Annotated in this window: 14 protein-coding genes; 5 read left to right on the forward strand and 9 right to left on the reverse strand. The window is 57.3% G+C overall.

The genetic code is table 11. The features are described 5' to 3' along the window. Positions 1 to 13: 13 nt before the first annotated feature. A complete protein-coding gene (smc, locus tag AAC632_RS04125; protein WP_340297977.1) occupies positions 14 to 3,478 on the forward strand; it encodes a chromosome segregation protein SMC in 3,465 nt (1,154 codons plus the stop codon). On the opposite strand, the gene cbiB is transcribed toward smc, so the two are convergent. Genes cbiB through AAC632_RS04140 form a run of 3 tightly spaced genes read right to left on the reverse strand, consistent with a single transcriptional unit; the run spans position 3,475 to position 6,374 of the window. Then, on the reverse strand, positions 3,475 to 4,404 hold the full coding sequence (gene cbiB / locus AAC632_RS04130) for an adenosylcobinamide-phosphate synthase CbiB (RefSeq protein ID WP_340297976.1): 930 nt from the start codon (positions 4,402 to 4,404) through the stop codon (positions 3,475 to 3,477). The two genes, smc and cbiB, sit on opposite strands and share 4 nt — an antisense overlap. Next, positions 4,401 to 5,360 carry a threonine-phosphate decarboxylase gene (locus AAC632_RS04135; protein ID WP_340297975.1) on the reverse strand — a complete coding sequence of 320 codons (960 nt, stop codon included), beginning with the start codon at positions 5,358 to 5,360 and terminating at the stop codon, positions 4,401 to 4,403. Before AAC632_RS04135 ends, cbiB begins: the two co-directional genes overlap by 4 nt. A 33-nt stretch (positions 5,361 to 5,393) precedes the next feature. Beyond that, positions 5,394 to 6,374: a glutathione S-transferase family protein gene (locus tag AAC632_RS04140; protein WP_340297974.1), complete on the reverse strand. Its 981-nt coding sequence runs from the start codon at positions 6,372 to 6,374 to the stop codon at positions 5,394 to 5,396. Positions 6,375 to 6,578: 204 nt separating this feature from the next. Here AAC632_RS04140 and AAC632_RS04145 point away from each other — a divergent pair, with 204 nt between their 5' ends. From AAC632_RS04145 to AAC632_RS04160, 4 genes are all read left to right on the forward strand, one after another. Beyond that, the gene (locus AAC632_RS04145) at positions 6,579 to 6,923 is read left to right on the forward strand and encodes a hypothetical protein (RefSeq protein WP_340297973.1); all 345 of its coding nucleotides are present in this window, start codon (positions 6,579 to 6,581) and stop codon (positions 6,921 to 6,923) included. 154 nt (positions 6,924 to 7,077) lie between these two features. Continuing rightward, positions 7,078 to 8,079, forward strand: a complete 1,002-nt coding sequence (dgcN, locus tag AAC632_RS04150) for an N-acetyltransferase DgcN (protein ID WP_340297972.1) — start codon at positions 7,078 to 7,080, stop codon at positions 8,077 to 8,079. Continuing rightward, positions 8,076 to 9,050: an N-acetyl-D-Glu racemase DgcA gene (gene dgcA / locus AAC632_RS04155; RefSeq protein ID WP_340297971.1), complete on the forward strand. Its 975-nt coding sequence runs from the start codon at positions 8,076 to 8,078 to the stop codon at positions 9,048 to 9,050. Before dgcN ends, dgcA begins: the two co-directional genes overlap by 4 nt. Before the next feature lie 6 nt (positions 9,051 to 9,056). Further along, entirely contained in the window at positions 9,057 to 9,917 is an 861-nt protein-coding gene (locus AAC632_RS04160; RefSeq protein ID WP_340297970.1) for a D-amino-acid transaminase, read from the forward strand. A gap of 60 nt (positions 9,918 to 9,977) precedes the next feature. Here the strand turns inward: AAC632_RS04160 and AAC632_RS04165 are convergent, their stop codons facing one another. The 6 genes from AAC632_RS04165 to AAC632_RS04190 form a co-directional block, all read right to left on the reverse strand. Further along, entirely contained in the window at positions 9,978 to 10,196 is a 219-nt protein-coding gene (locus AAC632_RS04165) for a hypothetical protein (protein WP_340253096.1), read from the reverse strand. Between the two features lie 104 nt (positions 10,197 to 10,300). Continuing rightward, positions 10,301 to 11,992, reverse strand: a complete 1,692-nt coding sequence (locus tag AAC632_RS04170) for a Y-family DNA polymerase (RefSeq protein ID WP_340297969.1) — start codon at positions 11,990 to 11,992, stop codon at positions 10,301 to 10,303. A gap of 71 nt (positions 11,993 to 12,063) precedes the next feature. Next, positions 12,064 to 13,404 (reverse strand): lytic murein transglycosylase, encoded by a 1,341-nt coding sequence (locus tag AAC632_RS04175; RefSeq protein WP_340297968.1) that lies wholly within the window; start codon positions 13,402 to 13,404, stop codon positions 12,064 to 12,066. A 47-nt stretch (positions 13,405 to 13,451) separates the two neighbouring features. Then, positions 13,452 to 15,710: a ribonuclease R gene (gene rnr, locus AAC632_RS04180; RefSeq protein ID WP_340297967.1), complete on the reverse strand. Its 2,259-nt coding sequence runs from the start codon at positions 15,708 to 15,710 to the stop codon at positions 13,452 to 13,454. A gap of 44 nt (positions 15,711 to 15,754) precedes the next feature. After that, the gene (locus AAC632_RS04185; protein ID WP_340297966.1) at positions 15,755 to 16,921 is read right to left on the reverse strand and encodes a CCA tRNA nucleotidyltransferase; all 1,167 of its coding nucleotides are present in this window, start codon (positions 16,919 to 16,921) and stop codon (positions 15,755 to 15,757) included. Then, a complete protein-coding gene (locus AAC632_RS04190) occupies positions 16,918 to 17,526 on the reverse strand; it encodes a CoA pyrophosphatase (RefSeq protein ID WP_340297964.1) in 609 nt (202 codons plus the stop codon). The genes AAC632_RS04185 and AAC632_RS04190 overlap by 4 nt, the downstream gene beginning before the upstream one ends. Positions 17,527 to 17,528: the final 2 nt, after the last annotated feature.

Consider the following 17,528-nt stretch of genomic DNA (forward strand, 5'->3'; position numbering starts at 1 on the left):
GAAGGGTCTGCCTGTGCGGTTTTCCAGATTACGCTTGAACGGCTTTAAAAGCTTTGTTGACCCGACCGAATTGGTGATTTCGGACGGTCTTACGGGCGTGGTTGGCCCCAATGGCTGTGGCAAGTCTAATCTTCTGGAAGCGTTGCGGTGGGTCATGGGTGAGAACCGCGCCTCGGCGATGCGCGGCGGCGGTATGGAAGATGTGATTTTCGCGGGGGCGGCCACGCGGCCTGCGCGTAACTTCGCAGAAGTATCCCTTAGCATCGACAATCAAGACCGTCTCGCACCCGCAGGGTTTAACGAGGATGACACCCTTGAAGTCGTGCGCCGTATTACCCGCGATGCAGGATCCGCCTACAAGGCCAATGGCAAAGACACGCGTGCGCGCGATGTGCAGATGCTGTTTGCGGATGCCTCAACAGGCGCGCATAGCCCCGCCTTGGTGCGGCAGGGTCAGATTTCGGAGTTGATCAACGCAAAACCACGCGCAAGACGGCGGGTTCTTGAAGAGGCTGCGGGTATCTCGGGCCTCTATCAGCGCCGTCATGAGGCCGAGCTAAAGCTGAAGGGTGCAGAAACCAATCTCACCCGTGTTGATGATGTGATTGAACAACTGGCGGGTCAATTATCCTCGCTTGCTCGGCAGGCACGCCAAGCCGCGCGGTATCGCGAGATTGGGACAGAGCTGCGCCAAGCCGAAGGGATGCTGTTATATTTGCGGTGGCGAGAGGCAGATCAGGCCCGCGCACGCGCTGAGGAAACCTTGCGCTTGGCCGTGCAATCTGCGGCGCGGGCTGAGGCGGCCGCGGTCAAGGCCGCCCAAGCGCGTGAGGAGGCCGAAGCCGCCCTTCCCCCTAAACGGGAGGAGGAGGCAATTGCCGCCGCAATTTTGCAGCGGCTGACTGTAGAGCGCGAAACGCTGCAAGCCGAAGATTTCCGTGTTCGTCAAGCGATTGAAGGTTTGGAAGCACGGATTGAACAACTGACCCGTGACATTGGTCGCGAGGACAGCCTTAACACGGATGCAAGCGAAACAGTGGCCAAGCTGATGGAGGAGCGCGAAGCCCTCTTTGAGGCGCGTAAAGGCCATGATGAGGCGCTGAAGGCAGCGTCACTTGCGGCCGCTGATGCCGCTGAGGTTTTGGCCGATTGTGAAACGGGCCTCAGTCAGCTGACAGAAGACGTGGCGCGTCTTGCAGCGCGCCATCAATCCGCAGAGCGCATTGTTTCTGACGCCCGCGCGGCCCTTGAGCGAAACCGCGCCGAGGCGGAAAAGGCACGGCTTGCGGCGGCGGAAGCCGAAGCGCGCTTGGCCGAAGTGAGCCACGATGTAGACACAGCACAAACCGCTTTGGCCAGTGCGACAGAGCAAGCAAACCAAGCTGAGGCTGCATTGGCACAGGCCGAAGCAGATCGCGCCACCGCACAAAGCGAAGAGGGCGAGGCCCGCGCGGCTTTGGCTGAGGCCAATGGCACGCTCAGCACGCTTGAGTCCGAAGTGCGCGCATTGCGCCGCCTGCTTGAGCGTGAGCAGGGCGCGGCGGAGCAATTGCTGGATCATGTGAAGGTGGATGTGGGTTTTGAGGCCGCCGTTGGGGCGGCCTTGGCCGATGACCTCAAGGCCCCGATCCGCGCAGATGGTCTGGCAACACGGCTGACGGGGTGGCTTGGTCTGGATCAATATGCCAATCCCCAACCCTTGCCCCAAGGGGCGATTTGTTTGGCCGATGTCACCCGCGCGCCGCGCGTATTGGCGCGGCGTTTGTCGCAGGTCGGTATTGTCGATGCGGCAGATGGGGCGCGGTTGCAAAAGGATCTTTTGCCAGGTCAGCGCTTGGTCAGCCGCGAGGGTGATCTCTGGCGGTGGGACGGCTATAGCCTTGCATCTGAGGACAGCTCAAGCGCGGCTGCACGGCGCTTGCAGCAGGTCAATCAACTGGAAAAGTTGGACCAGGAATTGACTGCGGCTAAGGATGCCGCCGATGCCGCCCGCAGCCGTCATGACGAAATTTCAGCACGCCTCACTGCTGCAAGCGAGGCAGATAAAACTGCCCGCCAATCGCGCCGTGACGCCGATAGTGCGATGGCCGAAGCCAGCCGCCTCTTGTCGCGCGCCGAAGCAGAGCGCAATATTTTGGCGGGTCGTCTTGAGACATTGACCCAAGCCGTCAGCCGCCATGGCGAGGAAGCCGCAAGTGCCGAGCGGCAATTGGTTGAAGCTGAGGCGGGGCAAAAAGCCCTTGAAGACCTCACGACAATGCGCGCGCGGGTTGAAAGCGCGAAATCGACAGTAGAGGCTGCGCGTCTGACGATGTTGGCCAAACGCACGGCGCATGATGAGATCAAACGCGAAGGCGAAGCGCGGGAACGCCGCATTGATCAAATTGCAAGCGAAGTAGATGGGTGGCAAAAGCGCCTTGATACCGCAAAGTCCCGCATGGCGGAGTTGAATACCCGCCGCATTGAGGCTGAGGCTCAATTGCAAGATGCGAGGAACAAACCCGACCATCTTGCGGGCCAGCGCGCAGAATTGGCGCAAAAGATCAAAGATGCCGAGGCGCGCAAGGCGTTTGCCGCAGATGCGTTGAGCGTTGCAGAAGGTATTGCGCGCACCGCGACATCTGCCGAGCGCGATGCCGAACGTAGCGCCTCGGATGCCCGCGAAGCCCGCGCGGCTGCCGAAGCGCGGCGCGATGGTGCGGCAGGATCCGTTGCCCATGCAGCAGAGCGCATCCATGAGGAGATGGAAGTCACCCCTGATGCGTTGTTAGAGCAATTAGAGACAGACCCGACCGATATGGCCTCGGCTGAAAAGCTTGAAGGCGATGTTATGCGCCTGCGCCGTCAGCGCGATGCGCTTGGTGCGGTTAACCTTCGGGCTGAGGAGGATGCGCGCGAAGTCCAAACCGAGCATGACACGTTGCTGTCAGAAAAGCAGGATCTTGAAGCGGCCATTTCAAAGCTACGTTCGGGGATTGCGGCCTTGAACAAAGAAGGGCGCGAGCGTCTTTTGACAGCCTTTGATGAGGTCAACCGCAATTTTGGACAGTTGTTTAGTCACCTCTTTGGCGGTGGTGAAGCGCGGCTTGTTTTGGTCGAAAGCGATGACCCTCTCGAAGCGGGGCTTGAGATCCTGTGCCAACCGCCGGGCAAGAAACTCTCGACCTTGTCACTGTTGTCGGGGGGGGAGCAAACCCTTACCGCGCTTGCGCTTATCTTTGCGGTATTCCTGGCCAATCCTGCACCAATCTGTGTGTTGGACGAGGTGGATGCGCCTTTGGACGATGCCAACGTGACCCGTTTCTGCGATATGTTGGACGAGATGACCCGCCGCACCAAAACGCGCTTCTTGATCATCACGCACCATGCTGTGACGATGGCGCGGATGGATCGCTTGTTCGGCGTCACAATGGCCGAGCAAGGTGTCAGCCAATTGGTCAGTGTTGATCTGAAAAAGGCTGAGGCCTTGGTCGCCTAGGTGGCCAAGACCGCCAGAAGTAAGACAGCAAACACAAATGCGGCCCATGATTTCCAAAGGATCGTAACCGCGTTCGAAATATTGCTGCGTGTGGCCTCTGCCCGTCCTGCGGCGTTCAGGCTTGGGTGATCGCTGAGATGCCCATGATAACTGCGCGGGCCTGCCAATGTGATATCAAGCGCGCCTGCCATTGCGGCTTCGGGCCATCCTGCATTAGGGCTTGGGTGCTTTGAGGCGTCCTCGCGCATCACCGCCCAAGCCGCAGGTTTGCCGCAAACAGCGGCAATCAGTGCCCCGCTGAGACGGGCAGGGATGTAGTTGAGGATGTCGTCAAACTTGGCGGCAGCAAACCCAAATTCCTCATGTCGCGGGGTGCGGTGGCCAATCATGCTGTCGGCTGTGTTCACGAGTTTATAGAGCAACACGCCAGGTAGCCCGAGGATGAGAAACCAAAAGGCAGGGGCAATCACCCCGTCTGAAAAATTTTCAGCCGCCGATTCAATCGCGGCACGGCTGATTTCGCTTTCACCCAATTCAGCCGTGTCCCGCCCCACGATATCGCTGAGCGCGCGGCGGGCTTCAGGCAGCGATAGGCCCAAAGCATCGCGCACGGCCAAGACATGGGATATGAGGCTGCGCTGTGCGATAAGGATGGCTGCAAGCAGGATTGAGATCACCTCTCCATAGGGCAACAGCGCGATTGTGGCCCCAAGTCCCAAAGCGCCAAGGGACAGAAGCGCCATAACCGTCACGCCTGCGCTGCGTGCAGCCGCGTTTTCGTTGTTGTAGCGGCGATCTGCCCAAGCAATGATCCGCCCCATCACCACGGCAGGATGTGGGATGTGCTGCCACAGCATGCGCGGTTCGCCAAATAGGGCATCAAGGCCAAGCGCCAGAACCAAGAGGGCAGCGGTTTCCGTGATCATGCCAATGCCTTTTCCAACCTTGTCCAGTCTTCGGGTGCATGGGGTAAGCCCAGTCTGATCATAGAGGTGGAATAGGGAAAGATGCGTGTCCAGATGTGATGCTGCGCAAGCTTGGATTGCAGGGCCGCAGCGTTGCCAACATGGAACAGTCGAAACAGGCTTGTGCCGCGCGGATCATTTGCACCTGCCGCCGCCATCAGCGCATCAAGCCGCGCCGCATCTTGCGCCAATCTGCGGCGGGTATCTTCGGCCCATTCGGGATCACGCAAGGCCCGCGCCCCGATCACAAGGGCGGGGCCTGAAACAGACCATGGGCCCATGACCGCCCGCAAACGGGCAATCGTGTCGGGGGCGGCGATGACAAAGCCAAGGCGCAGACCTGCAAGGCCCCAGAATTTCCCAAAGCTTTTAAGCACAATATCGCGACTGTTTTCTGCGATTTTGGGCAGGTGGCTTGCCTCAGGCATCACATCGCAGAAACTTTCATCATAGACGCGGATTTTGTCACTGACTGGTGCAGGCGCGAGGCGACCATCGGGGTTGTTGGGGTGGACATAGATCGCAAGCGCGGCGCTGCCTTGGGATATCGTCCAACCTGCACCCTCGAAACTGGCCGCCCATTCATTATAGGTGGGCATGGTGATCTGCACGGATTTGTCCAAATCCCGAAAAATCGTGGTCAATCGCGCAATTGCCGCAGAGGCGCCATGTGTTGGCAGAATATCAAGATATGCGGGAACCGACCAAAATGCGCGCGCGGCGGCAATCAGCGCGGCCTCAGCCCCTTGATCGGGCAGGGCGCGCCATGCATCGGCAGGCAGGTCACCGATTGGGTAGGGGCAGGGGTTGATCCCTGTTGAAAGATCAAGCCAATCTGCGCGCGCCCCGCCATATTGGGCAGCCGCGGCATCAATGCCGCCCCCATGGTCACGGCTATGTTGGGTTTTGGTCGTCATGCCGCCTTAGATAGGCGATTTGTCCCGCCCCGCCTAGAGGTGGTCACGCTCATGCGGGGCGTTGAAATCCAGCACAGGGTTAATCGGCAGGATGCGTGCGGGATTAATCATATCGTGGCTGTAATGGTAATGGCGCACGATATGATCAAAATGCACCGTATCTGCCACACCCGCCCATTGATATAGCTCGCGCGTGTAGCCCCAAAGATTGGGGTAATCGATGATCCGCTTGCGGTTGCACTTGAAATGCAGGTGATAGACCAGATCAAATCGGATCAACGTGGTAAACAGCCGCCAATCGGACTCGGTGATGCGTGCGCCGATCAGATAGCGGTTGCGACTGAGGCCGTCATCCAACCAATCGAGCGCCTCAAAAAGCGTATGCACAGCATCATCATAGGCCGCCTGTGAGGTCGCGAACCCTGATTTGTAGACGCCGTTATTCACCTCGTCATAAATGCGCGCATTCACTTGGTCGATCTCTTGGCGCAGTTCTTCGGGGTAGAAATCCTGCGTGTCGCCTGTGATCCCGTTAAAGGCCGAATTGAACATTCGGATAATTTCCGAACTCTCATTCGAGACGATTTTCTCGCGCTCTTTGTCCCAAAGGATTGGAACTGTAACGCGGCCCGTCATGTCGGGTGTGTCTTTGAGATAGACATCACGGGCGAAAGGCAGGCCGTAGAGTGTATCCCCCGTAGCGCCGTCAAAATCTGTGGAAAATGTCCACCCATCCCCGCGCATATCGGGGTGCACAACGCTGACTCTGATATGGTCAGTCAGACCCTTGATGGCGCGGAAGATCATGGCGCGATTGGCCCAAGGGCACGCATGTGAAACATAAAGGTGATAGCGACCCGATTCTGCCTTGAAGCCGCCTTCACCTGAGGGGCCTGCACTGCCATCTTCGGTCACCCAGTTGCGAAACGAGGCCACACTGCGCTGGAATGCGCCGCCTGATTTTTCGGTGTCATACCAAACATCTTGCCATGTGCCATCGATCAAAAGACCCATTGGTTCCGCCTCGTCTCGCTGTTTCCTGTTGCCTCAGACCTAATGCGTGTGGCCTTTTCGTCCAACCCTAGGTCATGCAGAGGCACTCTGCGTATATGCACAGAACCCATGTTGCAAATTGGCAACGAATTTGCAGGTTGGTTAACCCGATGTTGACCAAAACCAAGCATGATCCATGTTACAGTGGGAGTTGATAGGTGTGTTATGAACGATTTTTTGCCCAAAGATGTCGTAGATGGCCTGCGCCACGCGAAGATGCGCGATCTCAAGCGCCGCGCGACCCGTTCGGTTCAGATCGGGGATGATGTCTATGCAATCCTAGAATTCACGCCCTCAGGTTTCGCGGTTGACGCGGAAACCACCCCGCATTTGCGCGGTTTGGTGGATGTTTACGAAGGCTCTCTTCACCAATATCAGGCGTTAATTATCGCCTCAGAACAAGATGGTGATTTGATGCGCTATGAATTCAAGCGCAACACCGCCGCCTCTGATCGCGCCGCTTTGGATTTTGAAGAAGTGACGCCACAGGTTTCGGGATACTTGACCTGATTCGACTGAAATAACGGAATAAACCGCCGCTTGTGGTCTATTTTTCAAGAAATACGTGCGAAAATTGCGTGCAGGTCGCGTGATTTTGCGAAAGAATTTCTGACGGCTTGGATTATCCTGTGACAAAGCTTCACCTCTTTGTCGGAGAGCCAAGATGATCAAGACCCCTTACCTTTTGTTTTTGGGCGATGCGCCCGACCCTTTGGCGGCCAAAGTGGCGCAAGGTATTCGTGATTGGCGTCCTGAGAACGCAATAGGCCAATTCCGCATGGAAGGGTGTCAGGCCGATATGCGCTTGCCCGATATGACTTTGGCCGAGGCGCGCGCCGCTGGTGCGGAAACCCTCGTGATTGGCGTTGCCAATCGTGGCGGGGTGATCTCGCCTGCATGGAAAAAGGTTTTGATCGCAGCCCTAGAGGAAGGGTTTGATCTGGCCTCTGGGTTGCACAATCTGTTGCGTGATGAGCCTGATTTGGTCGCCGTAGCCAAGGCGACAGGGCGCAGTCTGCATGATGTGCGGGTGCCAAATGTGCAATATCCCATCGCTAATGGCGTAAAACGCAGCGGCAAGCGTTGCCTTGCCGTTGGCACGGATTGCTCGGTTGGGAAGATGTATACGGCGCTGGCCATGGATGCCGAGATGAAGGCGCGCGGGTTGAAATCCAGTTTCCGCGCCACGGGCCAGACAGGTATTCTGATTACAGGCGAAGGCGTGCCCTTGGATGCGGTCATTGCGGATTTCATTGCAGGGGCGGTGGAATGGTTAACCCCTGATAATGACCCAGATCATTGGGATATGATCGAGGGACAGGGCAGCCTGTTCCACATTTCCTATTCTGGTGTGACCATGGCTTTGGTGCATGGGGGTCAGCCCGATGCGTTGATCTTGTGCCATGAACCAACCCGCCCCCATATGCGTGGTCTGCCCGATTATGAAATGCCAAGCCTTGAGGCGCTGCGTGATCTGGCCCTGACACTTGCACGCCAGTCTAATGCAGCGGCGCAAGTGGTGGGGATCTCAATCAACACAGCGGCATTTGGCGAGGATGAAGCCTTGGCCTATCTTGCAGAGGTTGAAAAGCGCATGGGCTTGCCTGCTGTCGATCCTTTCCGCCAAGGTGCTGCACGTCTTTGTGACGCATTGGAGGCGATATGAGTTTTACCATCACGGCCACGCCCGAAACCTTTCGCTTGGCCGAGGTTTTTACGATTTCACGCGGCTCGCGCAGTGAGGCGCAGGTGGTCACAGTCCACATCAGCCGCGATGGGATCACGGGGCGGGGCGAATCTGTGCCCTATGCGCGCTATGGCGAGAGCATAGCCTCGGTCGTGGCGCAAATAGAGGGGCTGCCTGCAGGGATTGATCGTAAAAGCTTGCAGGACGCATTGCCCGCAGGGGCCGCGCGAAACGCAGTCGATTGTGCGATATGGGACTGGGAAGCAAAATCAACGGGGCTGCCCGTTTGGGATTTGGCGGGGCTTGCGACCGCGCCGCGCGCTGAGATTACAGCCTATACCCTGTCGCTTGACACGCCAGAGCGCATGGAGGCTGCGGCAGCGCGCCACCAATCCCGCCCGCTGCTTAAGATTAAATTGGGCACGCCCGATGACATGCCGCGTCTTGAGGCGGTGCGCCGTGGTGCGCCACGCGCGCGGATCATCGTGGATGCCAATGAGGGATGGACTGTGGACAGCTACAGTGATCTTGCGCCGCATCTGATCCGTCTCGGGGTCGAGATGGTGGAACAGCCGCTTCCTGCGGGTGCCGATGATCTTTTGGCTGAAATCGCCCGCCCCTTGCCAGTTTGCGCCGATGAGTCCGCCCATGATCGTGCGAGCCTGCCTGATCTGGTGGGCAAATACGATATGGTGAACATCAAATTGGATAAAACAGGCGGTTTGACAGAGGCGCTTGCGTTGCGCGATGCGGCTGTGGCGGAGGGCTATGGGATTATGGTGGGCTGCATGGTTGGCAGTTCTCTTGCTATGGCCCCTGCGCTTCTCGTGGCACAAGGCGCGGCAATTACCGATCTTGACGGGCCGCTTCTTCTGGCAGAAGACCGTGAGCACGCTTTGACATTTGACGCAGACGGGGTGCATCCTGCGCGTCCAGAATTATGGGGATGAGTTGAGATGACGCGCATCGTATATGTGAATGGCGAATATCTGCCCGAGGATCAGGCCAAAGTTTCGGTGTTTGATCGGGGGTTTCTGTTTGCCGATGGCGTCTATGAGGTGACCAGCGTCTTGGATGGCAAACTTATTGACTTCGAAGGCCACGCAAAACGCCTTGCCCGTTCCTTGAACGAATTGGGTATGCGCGCGCCATGCGACAGTGACCGCTTGCTTGAAATTCATCGCGAACTGGTGACGCGCAATGCCTTGGTCGATGGTATGATCTATCTACAGATCACTCGCGGCGCACCCAATGATCGCGATTTTGCCTATCCTGCTCCCGAGACAGAGCCAACCTTGGTGCTGTTCACCCAGTCCAAACCAGGTTTGGCACAAAGCCCAATGGCAAAGACAGGGATGAAGGTGATCTCTATTGAAGATCAGCGATGGGGGCGGCGCGATATTAAGACTGTGCAGCTCCTTTACCCGTCCATGGGCAAGATGATGGCAAAGGCGGCTGGCTGTGACGATGCGTGGATGGTGGAAGATGGTGCTGTGACAGAAGGCACGTCAAACAATGCTTATATCATCAAGGATGGCACGATCATCACCCGCAATCTTAGCACTGAAATTTTGCATGGGATCACCCGCGCAGCGGTGCTGCGTTTCGCGCGTGAAGCACAGATGAAGGTAGAAGAACGCCCCTTCACAGTCGCCGAGGCGCAAGCGGCAGATGAGGCATTTATCACCTCGGCCTCAACCTTCGTGATGCCTGTGGTTGAACTGGATGGAACGCCTATTGGCACAGGAAAACCTGGCCCTGTGGCGACACGTTTGCGCGAGATTTACCTTGACGAAAGCCGTAAAGCGGCAATCTGAAAAGGCCAAAAAAGAAGGGCGCGAGAGATCGCGCCCTTTTCAGTTGGAGTGAATTGTACCTTAATTTGTGAGAGTAATTGATCCCGCGGTAATTTGCGTAGGCGTAATGTTTTGCAAGGTCGCCACCAATGTGCCTGGCCCACCACCAAAGGACACAAGAACATTGGTGTTCGCGCCGTCTGCCACCAATTGCAAACTCGCCCCTGTCAGATCAGCCGAAGAACCATCTGCATTGGTCAGCAGCACTTGTAGCGTTTCGTTCGCAGTGAAATCGGCCACAATCTTATGTTTTTAGACATTATTAATAAAATAAAAAAATCCAATCCTTGGAAACGGATTGTTCGCAAATCGGCAATGCATTGAAATTATTTGAGTTTCGCCTTTTAGGTGAAGTCACCCTGGGCAAACCAACCGCCTGTTATCGCGCCCCCATGGGCATAAAAAAGCCATAATCTGGCACCTTGCTCGGTGGTAATGCACCAATAATCCCGCAATCCAGTGCGCCAATTGGGGTCATCAAGCCACCATTCTGGCGCGATTCTTTCAGGGCCGATATAGGATTTCACAGTGAAATTTTGTCGCCGCCATGCAAAGCGAAATGGCGGTTCTGGGCTGTCGGGGGCATCAATAAATTCGGGCTTGAATAGGGTTAAAGGGCGCGGAAGATGCGCGCGTGGCCATAGGTTCCCAAACGGGTCTGACCATGCAGCCGCAAGAGACTTCTGTGATTTTTCGGGCAGATGGCTTTCTGCCGGATGGGGTCGGGTGATTGCTTCTAGCCCAATCCTTGTGCCAATGCGCGTGATCAGATCGTCCAAGGCGCTGCGCGCCGCATGGGCGCGCGCGGAACTATCCCCGCCTTGATGTGCGATGGCATTGCGCGCCTCGGTTTGCAGCGCCTCAAGGCGGATCATATCAAAGGCTGTAGAAGGTTCTAAATCTTTGAGGCCTTGTTCCATCTGTAATTTCAACAGGCTGTAAACGGTGCGCGCATCGGTATGGCTGCGCGCAAGCCGCAAAGTGATATGACGGCGCGCTTCGGTCATTTCGGCAAGATCAAGACGTAGGCTGCGCAGATCTCGCCCTGCTTTGTCGAGCTTTTGACACAGCGCTTCGGTTAAACGCAGGATCGCTGCATGAAGATCATCACTTGTGCCAATGGGTTCGGGAAAGCTCATGCGCACCGCGAAATAGGGCGTGCTGCGCGCGGGCGAGACAGGTTCGGCAAGACTTCCCAAAGCTTGGTCAAGGCGCTGGAGCAAAAATTGGCCAAAGCGCCGTGCCAGACCTGCGCGGGGTTGCGCAAGCAGATGGTGAATCTGATGCAGGCCAAGCCGTGCCAACCCGTCTATCGTTTCGTCTCCAAGCCTCAAAGCGGCGATAGGCAAGGGCAAAACTGCCGCGCGGGTTTCTAACGGGGGTGCGATATGAATAGACGCCTCTTTGCTTTGGCGGGCAAGTGGCGCAAATTTTGGGCTCATGTTACGCCTGCGCAAAGCGGCGCGTGCCCGCGTAGCGCGCGCTTCTTGGCTGATGGCATCACCACGGGCTTGTTGCGCTCTGCCACGACCATGTCCAAAGCGGGCCAAGGCCCAAGCTGCCCCGCGCGTATCGGCAAGCCCGATTTTCGCACTTAGCCCCAATGCCGCGAGGTCGGCGCAAATGGTCTCGGCCATGGCGGTTTCCCCACCAAAAAGATGAGCGCAGCCAGAAATATCCATCACCAGACCATCTGTCCCCTCCGCCGCGATCCAAGGCGAAAATTTCTCTGCCCATCGACACAGCGCCTTGTGAAAGGCTTGTTCTTGCGCAGGGTTTTGACTGCGGGTGATCAGATTTGCACATAGCGCCATAGCGGCGCTTAACGCCTGTCCACGATAAAGCCCTGCGGCTTGTGCTTTGGGGCAGAGCGAGGAGAGAACTTGCCGATTGCCCGCTTCCGCAATCACGGCAAGTGGTTGCAGGCTCGTGCCGCGATGTAGGCGCAAGATTTGCTCCGCAGCAAGATGCGGCAAATAGATCGACAAAATGCGGCGCGTTTTGGTACGGGCCATTTGGGGGGCGGGGGCGGACATTCGAAATCATCCATCAAATGTTCACATTTTGTTCTTATTTAGTCCACACTCCAGAAAGAGTCGAGTCCCACCTATTGCAGGCGGCGTAAAAGATCGGGGCTGGCATAGCCATCAGGTAGGAGGCCGTTGGCAATTTGATAGGCGCGGATTGCTGCCACGCTATTGGGGCCAATCCGCCCATCGACCCCGCCTGTATCAAACCCTGCCGCGGTGAGTAGTGTTTGCAATTCTGCACGCTCACTCCGCGTTAGGACGCGGTCATTGCGGGGCCATGTGGCGCGAAATCCGTTTGAACGCCCCACGATCCTATCTGACAAATGACCTAGCGCGATCACATAGCTGTCAGCGGGGTTATAGCGCTCTAGGACACCAAAATTATCGTAGACCATAAGCGCCACACCATTCGCCCCAGCGGGGAGGAGCAGCGCAGAGGGCCCATGATCTGGCAGGGGCGTGCCATCCGCGAGCGTGACTGCGCGGTTGCGCCAAAAACTGGCACCGCGTTTTTCCTCACGGCTGGCAAGGCGATAGTCAAATCCTTGTGGCAACCGCACCTCTAACGCCCAAGGTTGCCCGCGCCGCCATCCTGCTTCGCTCAGGAAATTGGCGGCTGAGGCCAAGGCGTCGCGCGGGTCATCGCCCCAAATATCTGCGCGACCATCTCCCGTGTAATCGACCGCATAGGCCAGATAGCTGGTTGGCATGAATTGCGTATGCCCCATTGCCCCTGCCCATGACCCTGCAAAGGCGCGGGGGCTGACCGCCCCAATCTCTAGGATTTGCAAAGCAGCGAGAAGTTCGGCTTCGAAATAGGCGCGCCTGCGCCCTTCCCATGCCAGCGTGGCCAATGCGCGCAATGTGTCTGTGTTCCCACGGAAACTGCCATAGGATGTCTCGACCCCCCAAACGGCGACAACCAACTCTCCAGGAACGCCAAATTGAGACTCGATCCGCGCCAAATCTTCGCGCCACCTTTGATAATTGGCCCGCCCGCCTTCGATGCGTTGCGTGGAAACGGCGCTGTCGAGATAGTCCCAAATGGGGCGCACAAATTCGGATTGATTGCCATCAAGACGCACAACCTCATCTAACGGGGTCATTCGGCCAAGGGCGGCATCTACCACTGCGGGCGAAATACCTTGTGCCACGGCGCGGGATGCGAAATCTGCGCGCCATTGAGAAAAACTTTCGCGGGGTGCAGGGCTGGATTGGGTGCTGAGCGTGGCAGGTCGTGGGTAAGGCAAGGGTGAACTGCTGACCGCTAATCCCTGAGCCAAGCTTACCTCTGTGCCAAGCGATATGAAAATGGCGGCCATAGGCGCGCACCATTGCAAGGCGTTTTGCTTCACCTGCATTTTTCTTCCCTGATACAGACCAGCAACAGCCCGCTGGCGCTTGGTTTTGCCGCTCATGGACAAACCTAGCGCGCAGAATGCATTCCGCCTAGGGGCAATCGAGATTAGGATTTTCGCTTTTTCAATTTGCGCAATTTGCGCTTTTTGGCTTCAGCTTGGCTCGATCTGCGCCCGCCAAAGCCGCGCTTGCCGCGTTTGCCGCCCGGGTTGGGGCGGTGTTGCGTGCCGTGAATTTCTAGTAGCTCAAGACCGATGCCGCCTGTGATGGGCAAGGCCTCCGTCAGGCGCACCAAGACGCGATCCCCAATGCCTAAGGTTAAACCCGTATCCGCACCCATCAATGTCTGGGTGTCTGCATCAAAATGGAAAAACTCGCGGCCCAAGCTGCGCACGGGCAATAAGCCGTCTGCGCCTGTTTCGTCCAGTTTCACGAAGGCGCCGAACCGCGCCACACCTGAAATACGACCTGTGAATTCCGCCCCCACGCGATCCTTAAGATAGGCGGCCAGATAACGGTCGGTCGTGTCTCGCTCGGCCACCATCGCGCGGCGCTCAGCTTCCGAGATTTGTTTGGCGGTGGCGTCCAGCGTTTCGATATCTTCGGCGCTTAAGCCATCCTTGCCAAATCCGTGAGACGAGATCAGCGCCCGATGCACGATCAAATCGGCATAACGGCGAATGGGGGATGTGAAATGGGCATAAGCCCGCAGAGCAAGGCCAAAATGGCCGAAATTTTCGGGGTGGTAATAGGCCTGCTGCATTGAGCGCAAGGTTGAGATATTGATCAGCTCATCGTGATCCGTGCCCTCGGCCTGCGCCAAAAGCGCATTGAGATGGCGGGTCATCAACACCTGACCTTTCGCCAAAACAAGCCCCGCTGTGGCGGCCGTCTCGCGCAAAGCGTCCAGCTTGTCGGGATCGGGTTCTTCGTGAACGCGGAACAACAGCGGCGATTTTTTCGCAATCAAAGTTTCAGCTGCGGCGACATTGGCCAAAACCATGAATTCTTCAATCAGGCGATGCGCGTCTAGCCTGTCGCGGAAGGCCACGCTTTCAACCTCGCCTTCTTCGGAGAGAATGATACGCCGCTCTGGAAGATCAAGGTCAAGTGGTTGGCGGCGCGCCCGCGCCGTTTTGAGTGCCTCATAAGCCGCAAAGAGGGGCGCGATGACAGGCTCCATCAAAGCCTCGCAACGCGGGGTTGGGGCGCCGTCTTGGGCGGCCTGCGCCTCTTCGTAGGACAAAGATGCGACCGAGCGCATGAGCCCGCGATGAAAGCTTTGCGCCTTTTTCTCACCCGTTGCATCAATGATCATGCGCACGGCAAGACAGGGGCGCAAAACGCCCTCATGCAAAGAACAAAGATCCCCCGACAGTCGGTCAGGCAGCATCGGCACAACGCGATCCGGGAAATAGGCAGAATTGCCGCGCTTTTTTGCCTCGCGATCAAGCGCACTGCCCGCGCGCACATAATGTGCGACATCGGCAATCGCGACCCAGATGACATGACCGCCTTTGTTCTTCGGGTCAGGGTCTGCATGCGCATAGCAGGCATCATCATGGTCGCGCGCGTCTGAGGGATCGATGGTCACGAAAGGCAGATTGGTTAAATCTTCGCGACCTGATTTTGACGCTGGTTTGGCTTTGTCAGCCTCTGCAATGACCTCGTCTGGGAAATTATCGCGCAGCCCATGTTCATGGATTGCAATAAGGCTGACCGCCTTCGGCGCGCTTGGATCGCCAAGCCGTGTCACGATGCGCGCCTGCGGCAGGCCCATGCGGGACTTTGGCCCTGCAAGTTCTGCCTCGACCAACTCGCCATCTTTTGCGGATAAGGTGGCATCTGAGGCCACGCGCCATTCTTTATCTGAGCCTTTGGTGACGGGCAAAATACGCCCACCTTCCGAGGTCGTGCGGAAAATACCAATGAATTTGCGGGGATTGGTGCCGATGCGCCGAATGAGGCGCGCGAGGTAACTGTGATCTTCGCCATGAACCTCTTGCAAACGAGCAAGGATACGGTCGCCGTCACCCAAGGCAGGATCAGCCTCACGGGGAACATATAGAATTTTTGGTGCCTCCCCCTCGCCCTGCCATTCCATCGGACGGCAGAATTGATCCCCTGCGCTATCTTCGGCCAAAACTGTCAGGATGGCCACGGGTGGTAATTTATCGGGGTCGGCATAGGTTTTCTTGGCGCGGCGCAGATGGCCTTCTTCTTCAAGCTCTTTGAGAAGGCGCTTGAGATCAATGCGCGCGGCCCCTTTGATACCAAAAGCCTTCGCGATATCGCGTTTTGAACTGGCGTGTGGATGATCGGAAATCCATTGCAGGATTTCGCTTTTTGATGGGATCGCGCTCATGGCACTGCCCTAGCATGGTGTGGGCCTGCCGTCATGGGGTAATCTTAAAGCGCCAAAAGATCACTGCGGGTCAGGCGAAAGCCTGAGGCAATCCAACGTGCTTCTAACTCCGCAAGGGCTTTGCCCAAGTCTGGCCCCTGCAACTTGGGCATCAGATCGGCTGCGCGAATTGGAAACTCCGCCTGTGCGCCCAATGTTGCGGCTGCCCATTCCGACAGATCAAGCGGGGTTTCAAAGAAGGCATGGCGCAGCATCAGCGCCGCATGAGCCATTGTCTCACCATGGCGATAGCCCAATTCCCCGCCCGCTATGTTGCCCGTAGCTGTTTCGCGTAAAACTGCCACATTTTGGGCCATAGATTTGGACAGGCGGAGTTCCGTTTGCAGATCTTCACCCCCAATCGCGGCAAGCCTAAGGGCGTGATCAGGTGCAAAGCCGCGCTCGGCCTCAAAATGCAAAACTGGCCCTAAGGCGCGCAGATTTGCGCCTGTGATGCAGTGGTGTAAAATTCCCGTTTGCTCCATCGCGGCCAAGGCGGGTGCGGGGTTTTGGGCGCGGAGAAGCTTGATCATCTCTGCCCCAATCCGTTCGCGCGACAACTGGTCTAGCCCGTCTGCCAGTGCCGCACAGGCCGCGAGTATGTCGGGATCAAACCCTGCATCTGGCGATGCATAATGCGCATGAAATCGGAAGAAGCGTAAAATACGGAGATAATCCTCACGGATGCGGTGATGCGCCGACCCGATAAAACGCAAAAGACCCTTGCGTAGATCGTCCAAGCCTTGGCCCGTGGGATCAGATATCGCGCCGCCTGCATCAACATAGAGTGCGTTGATCGTGAAATCCCGCCGCATGGCATCCTCGGTCAGGCTTGTGCCAAAGGCTACGGTCGCGCGGCGGCCATGGGCTTCGACATCACGGCGAAAGCTGGTCACTTCATAACTTTCCCCTGATAGGATCAGGGTTACGGTGCCATGTTCAACGCCCGTTTCCACGCATTTTACAGAGGCCCCTTGCGCCAATTCGATCACCTGCTGTGGGGTTGCATCTGTGGCGATATCAATATCCCCCACCGCGTGACCCATCAGGTGATTGCGCACCGCACCCCCCACAACATAGGCTTGGTAGCCCGCATCGCTTAAAAGTGCCAAGGCCGCTTGCGTGGTGCTATTGGAAAGCCAATCTGCGGATATAATGGGGGATTGGTTCATGTGATCCGATCCGCAAGAGATTTCAATATCCGCGCGGTCGCGCCCCAAATGTAATAGGGGCCATAGGGCACGGCATAGAATTTGCGCCACTGTCCCTGCCAGCGGCGGGCCTCGATACGGAAATTCTGCGGCTCCATCACGAAGGAAAGCGGGACGCGAAACACCTCGTCTACTTCGTTCGCCTCTGGCATTGCTGTAAAGGGCGCGGTGATTTCAGCCAAGATCGGGGTGATCAGATAGCCCGTGACTGTTTCATGCGGCAACAGATGGGACAGCACATTGACCTGTGCCGCAGGCAGACCGATTTCCTCATGCGCCTCGCGCAGGGCGGTGTGATCGAGGCTAGCATCAGTTTCGTCCTGCTTGCCGCCTGGAAAAGCGATTTGTCCAGGGTGATGGGCCAAATGCGAGGCGCGTTTGGTCAATACAACCTGTGGCGTGGCCCCAAAGGCTTCGATGCCGAAAAGCACAGCGGCAGGGCGGAGTTTGCGACCTGCAGGCAATTTGATGTCAGGGCTCAAATCATAATCGGAGGATGGTTTGGCGGGCCACTCAAGCGCCGCCATGACCTGATCTAGAGTGATCTTTCCCGCCGCCCCCGCCATTG

The organism is Roseobacter sp. HKCC-CH-9351, assembly GCF_037830295.1.
Lineage (GTDB): Bacteria > Pseudomonadota > Alphaproteobacteria > Rhodobacterales > Rhodobacteraceae > M30B80.